15 protein-coding genes are annotated in these 16023 nt (G+C 55.8%); 6 read left to right on the forward strand and 9 right to left on the reverse strand.

The features are described 5' to 3' along the window. Positions 1-53 precede the first annotated feature (53 nt). The 4 genes from IEX04_RS10370 to IEX04_RS10385 form a co-directional block, all read right to left on the reverse strand. Complete coding sequence (locus IEX04_RS10370) at positions 54-1280, reverse strand: amidohydrolase (RefSeq protein WP_188685594.1); 1227 nt, start codon at positions 1278-1280, stop codon at positions 54-56. 37 nt (positions 1281-1317) lie between these two features. Next, complete coding sequence (locus IEX04_RS10375; protein ID WP_096254199.1) at positions 1318-2064, reverse strand: hypothetical protein; 747 nt, start codon at positions 2062-2064, stop codon at positions 1318-1320. A gap of 27 nt (positions 2065-2091) precedes the next feature. Beyond that, complete coding sequence (locus IEX04_RS10380) at positions 2092-2829, reverse strand: DUF5058 family protein (protein ID WP_096254200.1); 738 nt, start codon at positions 2827-2829, stop codon at positions 2092-2094. Positions 2830-3210: 381 nt separating this feature from the next. Beyond that, on the reverse strand, positions 3211-3942 hold the full coding sequence (locus IEX04_RS10385) for a FadR/GntR family transcriptional regulator (RefSeq protein WP_188685595.1): 732 nt from the start codon (positions 3940-3942) through the stop codon (positions 3211-3213). A 207-nt stretch (positions 3943-4149) separates the two neighbouring features. Here IEX04_RS10385 and gnd point away from each other — a divergent pair, with 207 nt between their 5' ends. Then, positions 4150-5589, forward strand: coding sequence for an NADP-dependent phosphogluconate dehydrogenase (gnd, locus tag IEX04_RS10390; protein ID WP_096254202.1), 1440 nt, complete (start codon positions 4150-4152; stop codon positions 5587-5589). A gap of 716 nt (positions 5590-6305) precedes the next feature. On the opposite strand, the gene IEX04_RS10395 is transcribed toward gnd, so the two are convergent. Next, positions 6306-6884 carry a TetR/AcrR family transcriptional regulator gene (locus IEX04_RS10395; protein ID WP_188685597.1) on the reverse strand — a complete coding sequence of 193 codons (579 nt, stop codon included), beginning with the start codon at positions 6882-6884 and terminating at the stop codon, positions 6306-6308. A gap of 97 nt (positions 6885-6981) precedes the next feature. Here IEX04_RS10395 and IEX04_RS10400 point away from each other — a divergent pair, with 97 nt between their 5' ends. The 4 genes from IEX04_RS10400 to IEX04_RS10415 all read left to right on the forward strand — a co-directional run bounded on the left by IEX04_RS10400 (position 6982) and on the right by IEX04_RS10415 (position 9811). Further along, positions 6982-7368: a DUF1304 domain-containing protein gene (locus IEX04_RS10400; RefSeq protein ID WP_096254205.1), complete on the forward strand. Its 387-nt coding sequence runs from the start codon at positions 6982-6984 to the stop codon at positions 7366-7368. A gap of 42 nt (positions 7369-7410) precedes the next feature. Beyond that, positions 7411-8421, forward strand: a complete 1011-nt coding sequence (locus IEX04_RS10405; protein WP_188685599.1) for an NADP-dependent oxidoreductase — start codon at positions 7411-7413, stop codon at positions 8419-8421. Between the two features lie 237 nt (positions 8422-8658). Next, positions 8659-9087, forward strand: a complete 429-nt coding sequence (locus IEX04_RS10410) for a DUF4190 domain-containing protein (protein WP_096254207.1) — start codon at positions 8659-8661, stop codon at positions 9085-9087. A gap of 193 nt (positions 9088-9280) precedes the next feature. Continuing rightward, complete coding sequence (locus IEX04_RS10415; RefSeq protein WP_096254208.1) at positions 9281-9811, forward strand: hypothetical protein; 531 nt, start codon at positions 9281-9283, stop codon at positions 9809-9811. Here IEX04_RS10415 and IEX04_RS10420 read toward each other — a convergent pair. Beyond that, positions 9808-10284 carry a GNAT family N-acetyltransferase gene (locus tag IEX04_RS10420; RefSeq protein WP_096254209.1) on the reverse strand — a complete coding sequence of 159 codons (477 nt, stop codon included), beginning with the start codon at positions 10282-10284 and terminating at the stop codon, positions 9808-9810. The two genes, IEX04_RS10415 and IEX04_RS10420, sit on opposite strands and share 4 nt — an antisense overlap. After that, on the reverse strand, positions 10284-12548 hold the full coding sequence (locus IEX04_RS10425; protein WP_188685601.1) for an ATP-binding cassette domain-containing protein: 2265 nt from the start codon (positions 12546-12548) through the stop codon (positions 10284-10286). The genes IEX04_RS10420 and IEX04_RS10425 overlap by 1 nt, the downstream gene beginning before the upstream one ends. Before the next feature lie 326 nt (positions 12549-12874). Here IEX04_RS10425 and IEX04_RS10430 point away from each other — a divergent pair, with 326 nt between their 5' ends. Then, positions 12875-14155: a dicarboxylate/amino acid:cation symporter gene (locus tag IEX04_RS10430; RefSeq protein ID WP_188685603.1), complete on the forward strand. Its 1281-nt coding sequence runs from the start codon at positions 12875-12877 to the stop codon at positions 14153-14155. Positions 14156-14277: 122 nt separating this feature from the next. Here IEX04_RS10430 and IEX04_RS10435 read toward each other — a convergent pair whose 3' ends face one another. Together IEX04_RS10435 and epsC are read right to left on the reverse strand one after the other, a co-directional pair. Further along, a complete protein-coding gene (locus tag IEX04_RS10435) occupies positions 14278-15243 on the reverse strand; it encodes a hypothetical protein (RefSeq protein ID WP_188685605.1) in 966 nt (321 codons plus the stop codon). Positions 15244-15317: 74 nt separating this feature from the next. Beyond that, the gene (gene epsC / locus IEX04_RS10440; protein ID WP_096253942.1) at positions 15318-15902 is read right to left on the reverse strand and encodes a serine O-acetyltransferase EpsC; all 585 of its coding nucleotides are present in this window, start codon (positions 15900-15902) and stop codon (positions 15318-15320) included. Positions 15903-16023: the final 121 nt, after the last annotated feature.

Below are 16023 nucleotides of genomic sequence, written 5' to 3' on the forward strand. Positions count from 1 at the left end.
TATCACTGCAAAAAATCCCACAGCGCCCACGGGCGTTGTGGGATTTTGTGTACCTATTTTCGAAGCTTTGAATACAAGGCACACACCGCGGCCTGTACACCGGTGCTGAGTGTCGGCTCGATGACCGGAGCAAAAAACGGTGAGTGATTTGCCGGTGGTATGCCGGAGGCAAGAGTCTGCGCGGTATTGCCACCGAAGAACCAGAACACGCTAGGCGCCCCGATCGCCGAGGCCAACGCACCAAAGTCTTCACTGCCCATCACCGGGTGGCCAGGACCGACTTGCTCGGCGCCGAATTCCTCGCGGAAGTGTTCGGTTAACGCTGCGGTCTCGCCCGGGTCATTATGCAATGGAGGGAAATGCGATAAGTCCTCGATTAGAGGTTCCGGTGCCCCGGACGCCGCAGCCTCCATCATAATGATCCGCCGGATCGCGGTGAGCACGGTCTCGCGGACCTCAGGCTCAAAGGTGCGCACGTTGAGTGTGAAGACTGCCCGATCTGGGATCACGTTTTCCTTCAACCCACTATGGAAGGAACCGATCGTGACGACCGCCGCCGATTGCGGCGGCACTTGCCGGGAAACAATAGTCTGCAGTCGCAACACGATCGCCGCGCCAAGCACAATCGGATCAATAGAATGCTCCGGGCTCGAACCGTGTGAACCTTGGCCGTACACGGTGACACGGTAGGAATCGGCGGTGGCCATCGCCGTACCTTCCATAATGGTCACGGTCCCGGCCAGCCCGTTCATCACGTGTTGGCCGTAGATGACTTCCGGCTTGGGGGCTTGCCGCCACAGTCCGTCCTCGACCATTGCCTTGGCGCCGGCACCTACTTCCTCACCGGGCTGCAAGATGAAGACGATGGTTCCGGCCCAGTCGTCGGTCCCTTGGGCATAGAGCTCGGCAGTCTTTAACGCGGTGGCCATGTGCGTGTCATGGCCGCAGGCGTGCATCACCGGAACTTCGGTGCCGTCCTCGAGGTGGCCGGTGTCCTTGCTGGCGTATTCCAATCCGGTGTCTTCTAGTACCGGCAGTCCGTCGGTGTCGGCGCGAAATCCGATCACCGGACCATCCCCGTTGCGCAGGACGCCGACCACTCCGGTGCCGCCGCAACGAAATACCTCAAGGCCTAGGGCCTCCAGACGCCCGGCGAGATAATCTGCAGTCTGATTTTCTTGCATAGAAAGCTCGGGATGAGCGTGTAAATGCTTGTAGGATTTCTGCAGATCGGCGGCCATCGCCTCGGTCATGGTCAATGATTCTGGAAGCTTGCTCATTATCTGTGTGTACCTTCCGGCTCGGCTGGGTTGAGATTTAGTAGACGGGACCCTCGGGCGGGGTTTCTTCCTCGGCTCTTTCGGCCACATCCGTCTTTTGACGGTCGCGTAGCACCCAGGCCAGCACGGCGGTGGAAATCACTGCAATCGCGGTGGAGAATAATGCCATTTTCGGTGAGAGCGGAGAAAGTACAAAGACCACGATGAGCGAAACCACCAATGCGATGACCGCCGCCCGCGGAGATTTCTGCGAAACGATTGCCTGAATAAGCACGGCGCCCATTACCGTGGGCAGGATGTAAAGCTGCACGGTTTGGACGATATCGGCGGGGATCACACTGACCAACCAGGTGCCGAGTAGACCGACAAAGATGAATAACGAGGTCAGGTGCACTGCGGCAGCACCACAGATGGCCGCTACGGAGGCGAGCTCACCCTTGCGCGTGCCGGGCTTCACTCCGATGGTCGACTGGGCGATCATTGCTGCGGGCAGAAGCTTGTTGGAAATGTTGCCAATCATGAACGCCTGATACATCGAGGAGGCTCCCAAGATGGGGTAGTAGGTCAGCGGTTCGACAATCCAGATCACCCCGAACACCGCTGCTAGCGCGGCGAAGGCCGCGAAGATTCCGGATAGTTCAATGTCCAGTCCGGAAAAGAAGACTAGGTAGGCCGGGGCCGCGAGCGAGAAAAACAGGCCAATAATCATGGTGATTCGGCCCCAGTGTGAGGTGGTCTTGTCGAAGGCTCCGAGCGCATCGTGGATTTGAGTTGACTCTGGCATGGCGTACTCCTTAAATCCGTAGGTGACTTAGGCTCGGGTGGCCAGGTGGGTGATGACTAGCGACAAGATGATCGCGATACCTAGGGCCCATTCTTTAATCCAAGGCCGGTCTACACGTTTGGCGATAATCATGAGTACTGTCATGATCAGCGCAGAGGATCCGAAGGCAATAACATGGATCCAGGATCTGGGCAGCTCACCGAGTCCCAGCACCATAAAAGCTCCAACCATTGTCGCACCGGGAACCACCAGCATGATGGCCGGGTTGACCTTACGCAACGCTGAATCACCTCGCTTGAGTAGGGGAGTGAGAATCAGTGTGGCAATCATCCACATGGCACCGCCTAGAGTCATCGCGGCGAGGGCTAATCCGAAGTCTGCCTGGGTATAAGTGGGTCCGCCAAGTTCGGCGCCGGCAGAATTCGCAGCAATCGCTGCGGCGGCCGTTTCGTAGGAGACCGAACCAATCAGTCCGATACGGACCAGCACCGCGGGGGTGCCAAAGACGGTCAGCAATGCGACGGCGACCATGACCACTGCTAGCGAGGGGCCCAAGGCCGAAATTGCGCCGGCACGGCAGCTGGTTTTGATCTCCTGATGAGTCATGCCTATATGCGGCGCGGCGATCTGCGCGGCCTTCATATAGATCACGCTATGGATGATGATGACCGGGAATACTCCGATGGCGCAGGCCCAGAGGAACGGTGAATTGGCTACGGCGAGAATGTCTGTGGAATTATTGTCCACCGCTGCTGCGAGATACATGGACTCTCTACCCTTCGGCACGTGGTTTTGGGCCTTAGAAGAAAGTCCATGCGAAACCAGTTCAAGTGCCCGCGTGCACAACACATGGCACCTTGCGTTGGGGAGTTGTAGACCCGGCTAGCGCGCCCCTGGGTTTCCATACGCAACCGGTTCGGAAAGCACCGAGGAAGTTCCGGGGAATACCGGTTACGAGTGTTCGGAAGACTATTTAGTTGTTCGCGTTGTTTTCTCGCGTGCCACCCACCATACGTGAGGTGGGGCGGAACGAAAATAGTTTTTGGGCGCAACTTAGCGAAAGGAAAGAATCTCTTATGAGTATCTGACTAGCGAATAAAGGTGCTCGTCAGTGATAACTCTATTGAGAAGGGTTGCCGGGTCAGTCTATTTTTTCGCGATGGGATCCACAAATACTCGTGGAGCACCTTCCCAGAGGCTACAGATTTCATTGTGGGTGCGGCGCATAATGCTTTCCATATTGCGTCGTGCTCCCTGCGCGTCCATATTTGAGATGTTGTCGGCGACCGACTGATGCCATGCCAGAGCTTCCTCATGAGGACGTTCTGGCATCAGCCCAAGTTCCGTGCGTCCGCGCAGAATCGCGGCAATGGGTGTGGCAAGGTTGGCGAACATTTCATTACCGGAGGCTGCAAGCACCAACGCGTGAAAGCGGATATCCAGTGCCAGGAAACGACGCAGGTCACCTTGTCGGCCGTAATGATTCATTTGGGCCGAGATCAGCATCAGCTCTTTACGCATCGCTTCGGGTGCTACCTCGGCGGCTAATTCGGCGGCCATCGGCTCCACTGAAATGCGTAGTTCGGTCAGCGAACGTAACTGTGCGCCCTTCTGATCACTAGCTAGGCGCCAACGGATCACGTTCTCGTCATATGGGTTCCACTTTTCGGGACCCAACACTCGAATGCCTACGCGTTTGGTGCTGGTGACTAGGCCACATTGCGCAAGAACACGTACCGCCTCACGGATCACGGAACGTGAGACCTGAAGCTTTTGCTCTAGATCTGCGGCGAGAACGATGGACCCGCGGGGGATGAAACCGCCGACGATGCGCGATCCGAGATGCTCAACCACATGAGCGTGGAGACTAGTTGCCATGGCGCTAGTTTAGCCAATAACTGCTGGTCACGTTGCTCGGGCACCACGAGGACGAGAAATAAATATGCTTTAAACCTCGCTTAGGTCTGGGAATCGGTGGGTCTGCGCGCGTAGACTAGTAAGCGTCACATGGCCGTGATGGAGGCCGTGAGTTCCCGGTTTCCAAAAACGGTACAACTCCCCGGTAACTGATGGAGACTTATTTTTATGCCTGCACAGATTGGTGTCACAGGTCTGGCCGTGATGGGCGCTAACCTCGCCCGTAACTTCGCCCGCAACGGATACACCGTCGCCCTGCATAACCGTTCGATCGAAAAGACCGACGCATTGCTTGCGGCACACGGCGATGAAGGTGACTTCATCCGCACCGAATCGCTCGAAGAGCTCGTTGCAAATCTTGAAACTCCGCGTCGCGTCCTGATCATGGTGAAGGCTGGCGGTCCGGTCGATTCGGTCATCGATCAGCTGGTGCCATTGCTCGAAGAGGGCGACGTCGTCATTGACGGCGGCAACTCGCACTACACCGACACCCGTCGCCGCGAAGCTGCACTGACCGAAAAGGGTCTGCACTTTGTTGGCATCGGCGTTTCCGGTGGCGAAGAGGGCGCACTACTTGGCCCATCGATCATGCCAGGTGGCTCAGCAGAGTCCTACAAGTCGCTAGGCCCAATGCTGGAAAAGATTTCAGCTAAGGCTGACGACGGAGCCCCATGCTGCGCATGGATTTCCACCGATGGTGCCGGCCACTTCGTAAAGATGGTCCACAACGGCATCGAATATGCCGACATGCAGGTCATCGGCGAAGCTTTCGACCTGATGCGCCACGCAGCAGGCATCGAGCCAGCAAAGCAGGCAGAGATTTTCGCAGACTGGAACAAGGGCGAACTGTCCAGTTTCCTGATTGAAATCACCGCAGAGGTACTCGGCCACACCGATGCTTCCACCGGCAAACCACTGGTAGACGTCATCCAGGACTCCGCTGGCCAGAAGGGCACCGGTCGTTGGACCGTGCAGTCCGGTCTGGATATGGGTTCACCTGTTTCGGCCATCGCCGAGTCGGTCTTCGCTCGTTCACTGTCCAGCCAGCGCGACATTCGCGCCGTCGGCCAGCAGGTTCTGGCAGCACAGACTACCGAGGTGACCCTGCCGGAGAACTTCATTGAAGATGTGCGCCAGGCACTATTCGCTTCCAAGCTGGTCTCCTACGCGCAGGGCATCGACATGCTGACCTCCGCTGCCGGTGAATACAACTGGGATCTGAAGCTGGACGAAATTGCCGGTCTCTGGCGCGAAGGCTGCATTATTCGTGCGGCACTGCTCAAGGACATCACCGCTGCTTACTCGGCAGATGAGAAGCCGGTCAACCTACTCTTCGCACCAGCCTTCTCCGAGGCGATTGCTAAGGCCGTTCCGGCTTGGCGCCGCGTAGTGTCGGTTGCAGTACAGCTGGGTATCCCAGCGCCACTGTTCTCCTCATCGCTGGCTTACTACGATGGCCTGCGCCGCGACCGTCTGCCAGCCGCCCTGACTCAGGGCCTGCGTGACTTCTTCGGTGCACACACCTACCGTCGCACCGATAAGGAAGGCACCTTCCACACTCAGTGGAGCGGTGACCGCACCGAGATCGAAGCAGTGGACACCCACTAGTCTTCGCAAGCTATTCAAATGCCCGCAGGCTCAACTAAGAGCCTGCGGGCTTTGTCTTTAACCACCGGGTTCTGGGATTTCTACGTTGCGCATGACGCACAGGTGCCTCAAGGTACATCGTTGTGCGGTGCGGGTCAGGTCACTGACTGGAAATCGAATGAGCCCTAAACCGGGGAATTAACGGGGTAAACATGGCAACAATTCCCATGCCAAACACCGAGAGTCCTATGGCAAAAAACCTCCATTGAGCTGCCCTGCAACTTCCGAAATCTTGCATCTCGGCATCCGTAGCGCCCAACCAGGGTTGGAGGTCATCCTCGCTCCATCCGGTCGCGCCGGCCCCGATTCCGCACGAGGCTCCATCGAGTTGCACCGGGTAAAGCAGGATGGCAAACGAAAGTGCAAATAGTAAAACGGCGGATCCGGCGAGTAGCTGACCGTTTCTGTTTAGCCTGGATCGTATCAACAGGAACATCCCTGCGGCGCACAGACCAACGAGCAAGATGCCGTACAGTATCCAAAAAGACAGTGGCTGGTTTAGATATTCATGCATTTGAGCTTGTCCTGTCGTCGCCGTAACGCGTACCCCAATTCAGGGAACTAAAAGCTGAGCTTATATGCGTCGGATCCTAGGTAGCGTAAACGCGAGCCGTGAATATTCGGGGAAATTTGGCTGCCTGCGCATTGGCTGATGTCTATCTGCTCTATCGTCGGTCTTACTGATCAAGTAGCAACTGCGCCGTACGCAATAGCTGCACAGCTTCACTCGGTGCGATACGCACTAAAGTGAACGAAGCTACCACGAGACCGGTAACGGCCGTGGCTAGCATTTGCGTTTGCACAGCATCTACTGCTGGCCGGGCCGCGATAATTCCGCGATGTAACGCCGACTGGAGTTCGGCCCGGTATTCGCCAATAATCCGCGCTACCTCAGGGTCCTCGGAAATTGGTGCGTTGGCCGTATTGATCAAAAGACAACCGTGATTCGCAGGTAAGGATTCGGTGCGTTCAAAGGCTTCGGCGAGTCCCGAGAGATACTCGCTAACCGCAGCGGGCTTGACCGGGGCAGCTAATAGCGGCCGCAGCCGTGGCCGGACGATTTCTTCGAGATAGCTCTCTACCGCTGCATCAAAGAGTCCGCGCTTCGAACCAAAAGAGTTATAGATGCTTGAACGGCTCAGTCCCGTAGCATCTTCAAGTTCCGGGATGGAAGAGGCCTCGAATCCCTTGGACCAAAAAACCGTACGTGCACCATTGATGACGTGTGCCCGATCAAAAGCTAGTGTTCTTGCCATCACATAACCTCCCTCTTTCGGTAACGACCATTCCAGTATATATTGAAATGGTCATTACAAAACGACGTGGCTCGAGAAACATTACTCAGGAGATGGCATGATCATTACCGCACTCGTGTTCGGTGTCTTAGCAGCACTAATTCACGTATACATTTTCCTGATGGAATCCATGTGGTGGACCACCCCGCGGGCGCGTGCCACATTTGGAACCACCGAAGCGGAAGCCAAAGCCACCAAGGAATTAGCCTTCAACCAAGGTTTCTACAACCTGTTCCTCGGTATCGCGGTAGCACTCGGCGTGGTGTTTCACTTCCTCGGACAGCCGGCCATCGGCGCCACCCTCCTGCTCACCGGGGCCGGTTCCATGTTGCTAGCCGCCACCGTACTGCTCTTGTCCAGCCCGGATAAAAAATCAGCGGCACTAAAACAAGGCGTTTTCCCGTTGTTAGCGGTGGTCTTCATGATCATTGGCCTGAGCAACTAATTTTTCGTTCCAGAAGCAAAACTAAGAAAGGTGCTCATTACCATGAGTGAATTCACCAGTACCCAGATTCAGCTTGCTAGCCGTCCCACCGGATGGCCAACCGCCGAAAACTTCGACGTAACGACCACCAGCTACGGTCCACTAGAAGCCGGGCAAGTACGAGTAAAAAACGAGTTCATCTCCGTTGATCCCTACATGCGTGGACGAATGAGTGCTGCTCGATCCTATGTAGCACCCTACGAAATTGGTGGACCAATCACCGGTGGCGCAGTCGGACGCGTCGTAGAATCGGCATCGGATGAGTTACCTGTAGGCGCCGTGGTACTCCACCAGCACGGCTGGTCTGACACCATCCAAGATGATGCAACTACTTTTATTCAGATTCCAGAAGTTCCGGGAATGCCGTTGTCCTTAAGATTGCACATCCTGGGCATGACCGGGCTGACCGCGTATGTGGGTCTGACACAGATTGCTTCGATGAAACCAGGAGACACGGTCTTTATTTCCGGTGCGGCCGGAGCGGTGGGTACGGCTGCTGGCCAGATTGCCAAGTTGCTCGGTGCCAAGCGTGTTATCGGTTCGGCAGGTAGTGCCGAAAAGGTAGAACTGCTCACCAGCAAATACGGGTACGACGCAGCGTTCAACTACAAAGACGGCGATGTGCGCGGCCAATTGGCTGCAGCGGCTCCTGAGGGTATCGACGTATTCTTCGATAACGTAGGCGGCGAACACCTAGAGGCAGCCTTGGCCTCCTTCAACAACGGTGGACGTGCAGCACTATGCGGTGCGATCTCCGGATACAACTCCACACAAAAGTTAGCTGGGCCTGACAATATGGCTAACCTGATCACCCGTGGGTTGAAGCTTCAGGGCTTTACCCTCTCCAGCTACCTTCACCTGTCCGAAGAGTTTGGTGCGAAGATGGGTGAATGGTTTGCCTCGGGCAAGATCGCTTACGACGAGACCATTGTTGACGGCATCGAGAATACGGTGGAGGCGTTCCTGAATATGATGCAGGGTGCAAACACCGGCAAGATGCTCGTGCGCATCTAGTTGTTAGCGCAGTGCATGTTGAGAACTTCGCTGGCGTTGTTTAGATATCCCGGCCATTAAAATGCCAGATCTTCAATCTTTGCTGACTGTAAATATCGGCCCGTGACGCCGAAAAGTTGAGGAAACTTATGCCTTGAAAACAGCATAAGAATAATTGTTTGCCCATATCAGCTCTTGTCTAATCGAATTTTGTAGACAAGACTGATTGGACAAGCAACATTCGAAGAGGGAGTCTCTATGGTTGGGATACAAGGCTGGCATTTGTTGGTGTTGCTCGTCGTAGCTGCGCTAATTGTGGCAATCATTATTGTTGTGGTTGTGCTCGGTTCAAAATCCTCGGCCCGAAACACAACACAGGTTGGGGCCAACGGTCAGCCAGTACCCGGACCCCAGGTCGGGTACTCGGTGGACGGACAGCCGCTTTTTCAACGAAATACTCAACTTGAGACGAATGTTTTCGCCATCCTAGCTCTTGTCTTAGGGATCCTCACCGGTCTCTTTGGCATTATTTTTGGGCATGTTGCGCTGAACCAAATCCAACGAACCGGGCAACCGGGGCGCGGAATGGCGTTAGCGGGTCTGATTATTGGTTATGTCTGGCTTGCGTTATGGCTCCTCCTGATCCTAGGAGTGGTTGTCGCTCATGCACAGGCCGTCGTTTCTTAGCAAGCACTGATTACTGGTTAACCCCAGTGGCAAAAGTCGGCGCCCCATCTTCGAGCCTTGAACCATAGGTTTGGGGCGAAACTGGGGCGCGGACTTTTCTCATCAATTGCAGCGGGTGTTGGGATTGAGTACCTTCCAAGATCCCAAACCCGTTCGATACCTGGACGAAAGGTCGCCGAGCTAGAATCGGCTCATGAACGGATACGAATCGAGTTCTTCTGCGTTGGCCTGGCTCTTATGGCTGGCCCCGTTGCTGACCGTTGTAGTTGCAGTCATAGGTGCCTATGTGGCGGTCAGAACCCTGCAGTTCCGTACCAAAGTTGATAGTGCCGGGCAGTGGTGGGCACGCGTTCAGAACGCCATAGACCACTGCCTGGCCGACAACACCAGAGAACAAAATCTGGGCACAACCATGCTCGACCATCTCCAGGCACAAGGCGAAATGCCCGAGGGTCTGGATGAGACCCAGCAACGAGAGTGGCAACGGATCAACAAGATGCGCTGGAGCGTGCAACCCGAGGACCTGTTGATGATTCACGGTATTGTCAAAGATCTCGCACTGTCCCAATCCAAGCGACTCAGTTCCATGGGGATCCGCCTGAACCCGGAAGTGCGCCCTGAATACGACACGTTGCTGCGCCAGGCACAGCTGGTGCTAAAGATTGATGCGAAGCTCGGACGTGAGGGCGACCCAGAAATCCTCAAGCTGCTCACCGCTGGCTAAGTGCGAAACATTCGTAACTCGATTAACCTCGACGTTTTCGGGTCTACCTTTTGAGCTCCATCAAATTCAAAGCCGTTGCGCCGATAAAACGCGATGGCTCGAGGATTGTCTTTGGCTACCCACAGCGAAGCCGGTTGCTGTCCTAGAACCGCGGTGAATAGCTCCTGGCCGAGCCCGGTGCCGTGGTTCGCGCTAGCTACATACAGGCTATATAACTGCAGTTCGCTCCCCGGATTTCTTCCGGCGAGCGCAAAGCCGAGAAATCCTTTGGAGCCAACGGCTACGACGCGCCGTAAGTTGTGGTCCTCGTCTTGTGCGAGTCGTTCCCACAACTGGCGCCGTGCGACCATATGGTCATCGGTGAAGTAGTCTTCTGGCAGTTGTTTGGAATAGGTCTCTTTCCAACAGTGCACATGCAGCTCGGCGAGCGCAGCTGTATCTTCCAGTAAGGGCGCGCGAAGCTCATAGTCCATTACTTGCCTACGGTGTACTCGGCGAGGTGTTGACCGGTGAGCGTGCCCGAGGTTGCCAGTTGTTCCGGGGTTCCTTCGAATACGATGGTTCCGCCGTCGTGGCCGGCTCCGGGACCCAAATCGATCACCCAGTCTGCATGGGCAACGACCGCTAGGTGGTGTTCGATGACGATCACGGTGTTTCCCTCGTCCACCATTTCATCTAATAGTCCCAAGAGCCGGTCCACATCTGCCATGTGTAGTCCTGTAGTTGGCTCGTCTAGTACGTAGGTTCCGTGGCCTTTGCCTAGGTTGATGGCTAATTTCAGGCGTTGTCGTTCGCCACCGGAGAGCGTGTTCAGCGGTTGTCCGAGCTTGATGTAGCCAAGCCCCACCTGATTTAAGCGTTCTAAGGTGGTCTTTGCTTTTGGGATGTTCAGCTGTTCGAATGCTTCTTCGATACTCAGGTCGAGGACCTCGGCGATGTTCAACCCGTCCAAACGGTATTCAAGTACCTGCGCGGTGTAGCGCTTTCCCTCACAGAGTTCACAGCGCATTTGCACCCCTGCCATGGTGGCCAGATCCGTATAGGTGAACCCCACGCCGTTACAGTTTGGGCAGGCTCCCTCAGAGTTGGCGCTGAAAAGTGCTGGCTTGACCCCATTGGCCTTGGCGAAGGCCGCGCGGATAGGGTCAAGGATCGAGGTGTAGGTGGCCGGGTTGCTGCGCCGGGAGCCACGAATAGCTGATTGGTCCACCACCGCAACGTCTTCGCGTTTGGAGATGGTGCTGTGGATGAGTGTGGACTTACCCGAACCTGCCACTCCGGTAATCGCGCAAACTACTCCGCGCGGGATATCCACGTCAACGTTTTTCAGGTTGTGCGTGTTTGCCCCGCGGATCTGCAAGGGTTCTTTACCCGGGCGTACTGCCGACTTGAAGGGAACTCGGGCCGAGAAGTGTCGTCCGGTCACCGTATCGCTGGCTAAGAGTCCCTGAAGATCTCCGGCGTAGGTGACCGTGCCGCCATGTATTCCGGCGCCTGGTCCTAGATCAATCACGTGATCGGCAATCTTGATCACCTCGGGCTTGTGCTCAACTACTAGTACGGTGTTGCCCTTATCGCGTAGGTCTTCTAACAAGTGATTCATGCGTTGAATGTCGTGGGGGTGAAGTCCCACGGTGGGTTCATCAAAAACATAGGTGACATCGGACAGCGCACTACCTAGGTGCCGGATCATCTTGACCCGTTGTGCTTCTCCACCAGAGATAGTCCCGGCCGGTCGATCCAAGGAGAGATAACCAAGCCCAATCTGCACCAGGGATGCCAAGATGGTGCGCAGGTTTCCAAGTAGCGGAGCCGCGTCAACAATGTCCAGCGTGTCTAGGAACTCCACAAGGTCGGTGACCTGCATGGCTGTCAGTTGTGCGATACCCAGGCCAGCAATTTTTGAGGCGCGAGCCTTCTCGCTCAAACGTGAACCGGCACAGACCGTGCACGGCGCGGTGGTGGAAATGCGGGCGATCCAATCGCGGATATGTGCTTGTTTGATTTCCTTACCTGAGTGGATGTAGCTGGTTTTGATGCGGGTAATCAACCCCGAATAGCTCATATTCGCGCCGTTGAGTTTCACCTTGCCCAATGGTGCATAGAGCATCCGGTCCAACATCTCTTGGGGCATCTCCTTGAGCTTGAGATCCAGATCTGGTTCGGTACCGGCGGTGAGGGTTTGCCAGAGCCAAGCATCCGGAGCAAAGTTTGGGGCCTTGATGGCTCCCTCGTTCAGGGTTTTGTCCCAGTCCAACAGTTCATCAAGATCGATACTTGCCTCGGTACCAAAACCTTCGCAGGCACTACACGCGCCCTCGCCTAAATTGAAGGAGTAAGCGCCAGCGCCGCCAGCAGTCGGGCTTGAATAGCGTGAGTAGAGCACGCGTAGCAGCGAGTAGGCGTCTGTGGCGGTGCCTACGGTGGATCGTGAATTCGCGCCCATACGTTCTTGGTCCACCACTATCGCGGCCGACAGGTTATCTAGCACCTCAACATCGGGACGCGGCATAGATGGCATGAAGGATTGTACAAACGCCGTATAGGTTTCGTTGATGAGCCGTTGGGACTCGGCGGCGATGGTGCCAAAGACCAGTGAGGACTTGCCCGAGCCAGATACTCCAGTGAAAGCGGTGATCCGTCGCTTAGGAATATCCGCGTCCACCCCGCGGAGATTATTTTCCCGCGCTTTGCGGACGTGGATCATGTCATGGCTATCTGCAGGATGTTGGCTCATAGGCTAAATCCTACCCAGCACCAAAGGACGCGCTCGCCGTGAACAATATGACGCGGAGAATGTCACGAGCAGAGTGTTTCCGGCTAGTCGCGTTAGCGTTTAACCGGTGCTTAACCGTGAGATCCCTGCAGAACGTCCGGCAGACCCGATAAACCGTGGACAAAAGGTACAAGTTCGCAATGAAGTGTGCCCTGGCATCCATAAGTCAACCCACAGATTTCTGTGAACAGTCTTTGAGCCCTTACGCTTATGAAGGCGTGCCGTAGGCCACAGGGTCGTGCGATCTCTCGCACAGCGCTCATCACTCGTCATCCTGAAGGAAGAACATGAACGTTTTGAAAAAGATCCCTCTGTTGGGGTGGATCGTCGTTGCCATTATTCTCGGCATCTTGCTCGGCCCAGTCATGCCGGTGGGGCTCGGTAGCGTCTTCCTGACCTACAACTCGATTTTCTCGGGCTTCCTGAGCTTCATCGTTCCGCTGATCATCCTTGGCTTGGTCATGCCGGCAATTGCCGAATTGGGCAAGGGTGCAGGTAAATGGCTGGGTGTGACCGCACTGATCGCTTACGGCTCGACCGTCTTGGCTGGCCTGCTGGCATACTTTGTCAGCCGCTGGCTCTTCACCGCCTCGCTAACCGGCGGCGGTGTTGAAGAAATTGGTGAAGGTGAAGGATCCGGTTTTGAACCATTCGTCTCCTTGGTAACCTCCGCAGGCGACGGTGCCACCGAGATTGTGCTTGAACCAGTCATTGGTGTGATGAGCGCACTGATTCTGGCCTTCGTAATCGGCATTGGCCTCACCGCGTTCCGCAGCACCGTGCTATTCCGTGGAGCGGTCGAGTTCCGCACCATCATCGAAATGGTCATCCGCCGCATCATCGTGCCAGCGTTGCCACTGTTCATCTTCGGCATCTTCCTTGACTTGTCGGCCAGTGGTTCAGCAATCACCGTGGTCACCAAGTTCCTGTTGGTTGCAGTAGTCGCCTTCGCTCTGACCCTGGTCGTTCTGCTGATTCAGTACACCATCGCAGGCACCATGTCCGGCCGTAACCCACTGAAGGCACTGTGGGGCATGCGCGACGCGTACTTCACCGCGCTGGGTACCTCTTCCTCGGCGGCGACCATCCCGGTCACCCTGGCCTCGGCCAAGAAGAACGGTGTTTCTGATTCGGTGGCAGGCTTTGTGGTGCCATTGTGCGCCACTATTCACCTGTCCGGTTCGATGGTGAAGATTACCTGCTTCTCGATCGCAGTCTTGATGCTCACCGGCGGAGACATCAGCTTCGGCGCGTACTTCCCATTCATCTTGATGCTCGGCGTCATGATGATCGCAGCTCCTGGTGTTCCAGGTGGAGCCATTGCAGCGGCCGCTGGTCTGCTGGTGCAGATGCTTGGCTTCGGCGAGGTCGAGGTGGGCCTCATGTTCGCCGCGTACATTGCGCTGGATAGCTTCGGTACCGCAACCAACGTGACCGGCGACGGCGCGATTGCAATGATCATGAACAAGCTCACTCACGGCAAGCTGGGCGCTCAGGCCCAGGACCCTGAAGATGAGCATGTTGAAGTTCTTGCAGGCGAGAACGACGAGCACAACCTAGCCAACTAGTTCGAAAATTAAAAGCGTGGCACTACTGGGGATCCAGTAGTGCCACGCTTTTAATTGTTAACAGTTAGCGATTCACCTCGACGTAAGCCCAGGTCTACGCATTGTTCGGCTATTTGCAGAGTCTAGGGTTTCATGCCCCAGATCTCGGTAGAAATGGCAGCGAATGCTCGCGCAAGTTCGTAGCCCCACAAGGCAACTTCCGCTGCATCGTAGCTTGTTTTCGTCGCGACTCCGACATGTGAAAGATGATAGGCTCTGGCTTGATATGGGTGCTCTACCCCGAATAGTTGTTGTTGCTTTGAGGGGCTTCTGTGTCGCGATAGCCGCACTAGGTTTTCGGTTTCTAACCGCTCAGCAACTTCCCATGCTCGATGGAGCGCAGTGCACATATTAATTTTTGACTCGCCTTCAACCTCATCGTGCTCGTCAGCGAAGAACCCGATTTTGGCGGAGAACTTCGGCTGTGAAGTTGCCACCCTCGTGCCTTGCACTTGTCCAAATACCCAGGTACCTGGAACTGAGTAGTCAAGGCTCGGATAGCGACTGTCTGCGTAGGTTAACTCCACCTTCACCTCGGGACCAAGCGTTGTTAATGCTTGTCCCAGCAGTCGACGAGTTTTGGCCTTGGTACCGGGTAAGCCCGCGAGCAGCAAAATGTCATTCAACAGCTGACCTGCCAGAGGATTCGTCGGCTCTAATTTGTGGAGCAGATCTGACCAGGAAACCGCCCGTAGGGTCGGGCGTTCGGTCAATACTTCGACCACGTCGATAGCATCACAAGCTGGCACCAAGAGGATACCTGCCGAATTCGGAAAACGATCTGCATATCGATCCATCTGCTCGGTAGATGCAAAATCGTCGATTTTTGCTTCGAGAAACGCGTATTTATCGTTTCTCGCGCTGAACGTTAGATCTGTGTCCAGCAGTTCGCGCCGGATACTCTCCGGATCGATATTATTCAGCTCAAAGCCAGTGAGGGAGCTGAGCGCCGCTCCGAATTCGTCAGGGTGGCAGATGGCCAAAGCCGATAACGCGCGAACCGCGCTGTGCTCTGAAGTCCAAGCTTGTGGGAGGCGAGGCGAGGTCATAAATATTATCCTTGCCCCAAAGAGAGAAATGACCTCGTGCAACACGCACGAGGTCATTCCAACTCTTGTATTATTTAGATCCACATGGCTGGATCAATATATTCGGCCGGGTCCACCGCAGGCTTGCGTTCCTCGGGAGTGCGCGGGCGGTTCTGCGCCGGAATACCGGTGACAATGGATCCTGCCGGAGCATCCTTGACTACCACTGCGTTGGCGCCCACCGCGGAGTCTGCACCAATGGTGATCGGGCCAAGCACCTTCGCACCGGCACCAATGACCACGCGGTCCCCGATGGTGGGGTGGCGCTTGACCTTAGCCAGTGAGCGTCCGCCGAGGGTGACCCCGTGATAGAGCATCACATCTTCGCCGATTTCGGCGGTTTCACCGATCACGATGCCCATGCCGTGGTCGATAAAGAAGCGCCGTCCAATGGTGGCACCGGGGTGGATCTCGATGCCGGTGATTGCACGGTTAGCCTGTGAGAGCAGGCGTGCCGGCCATTTGAGCGACGGGTTCTGCCACATCTTATGCGCCAATCGGTGCATCCAGATCGCGTGCAGTCCTGAATACACGAAGAAGTTTTCGGTATCACTACGGGCTGCCGGGTCATGGGAGCGAGCGGTGGCGAGATCTTCGCGTAACCGGGAGAAAAAACTCATAAATACAACCTTTGTGCTTGCAACAAGCTGACGTGCCCTGAAACAGGGAACATGACAAATCGGCGTGAGCCGCTTGATGGACCTATATAGATCCAACAGCGCGTCACGCCGATTTATTCAC

The organism is Glutamicibacter ardleyensis, from assembly GCF_014644555.1.
GTDB lineage: Bacteria > Actinomycetota > Actinomycetes > Actinomycetales > Micrococcaceae > Glutamicibacter > Glutamicibacter bergerei.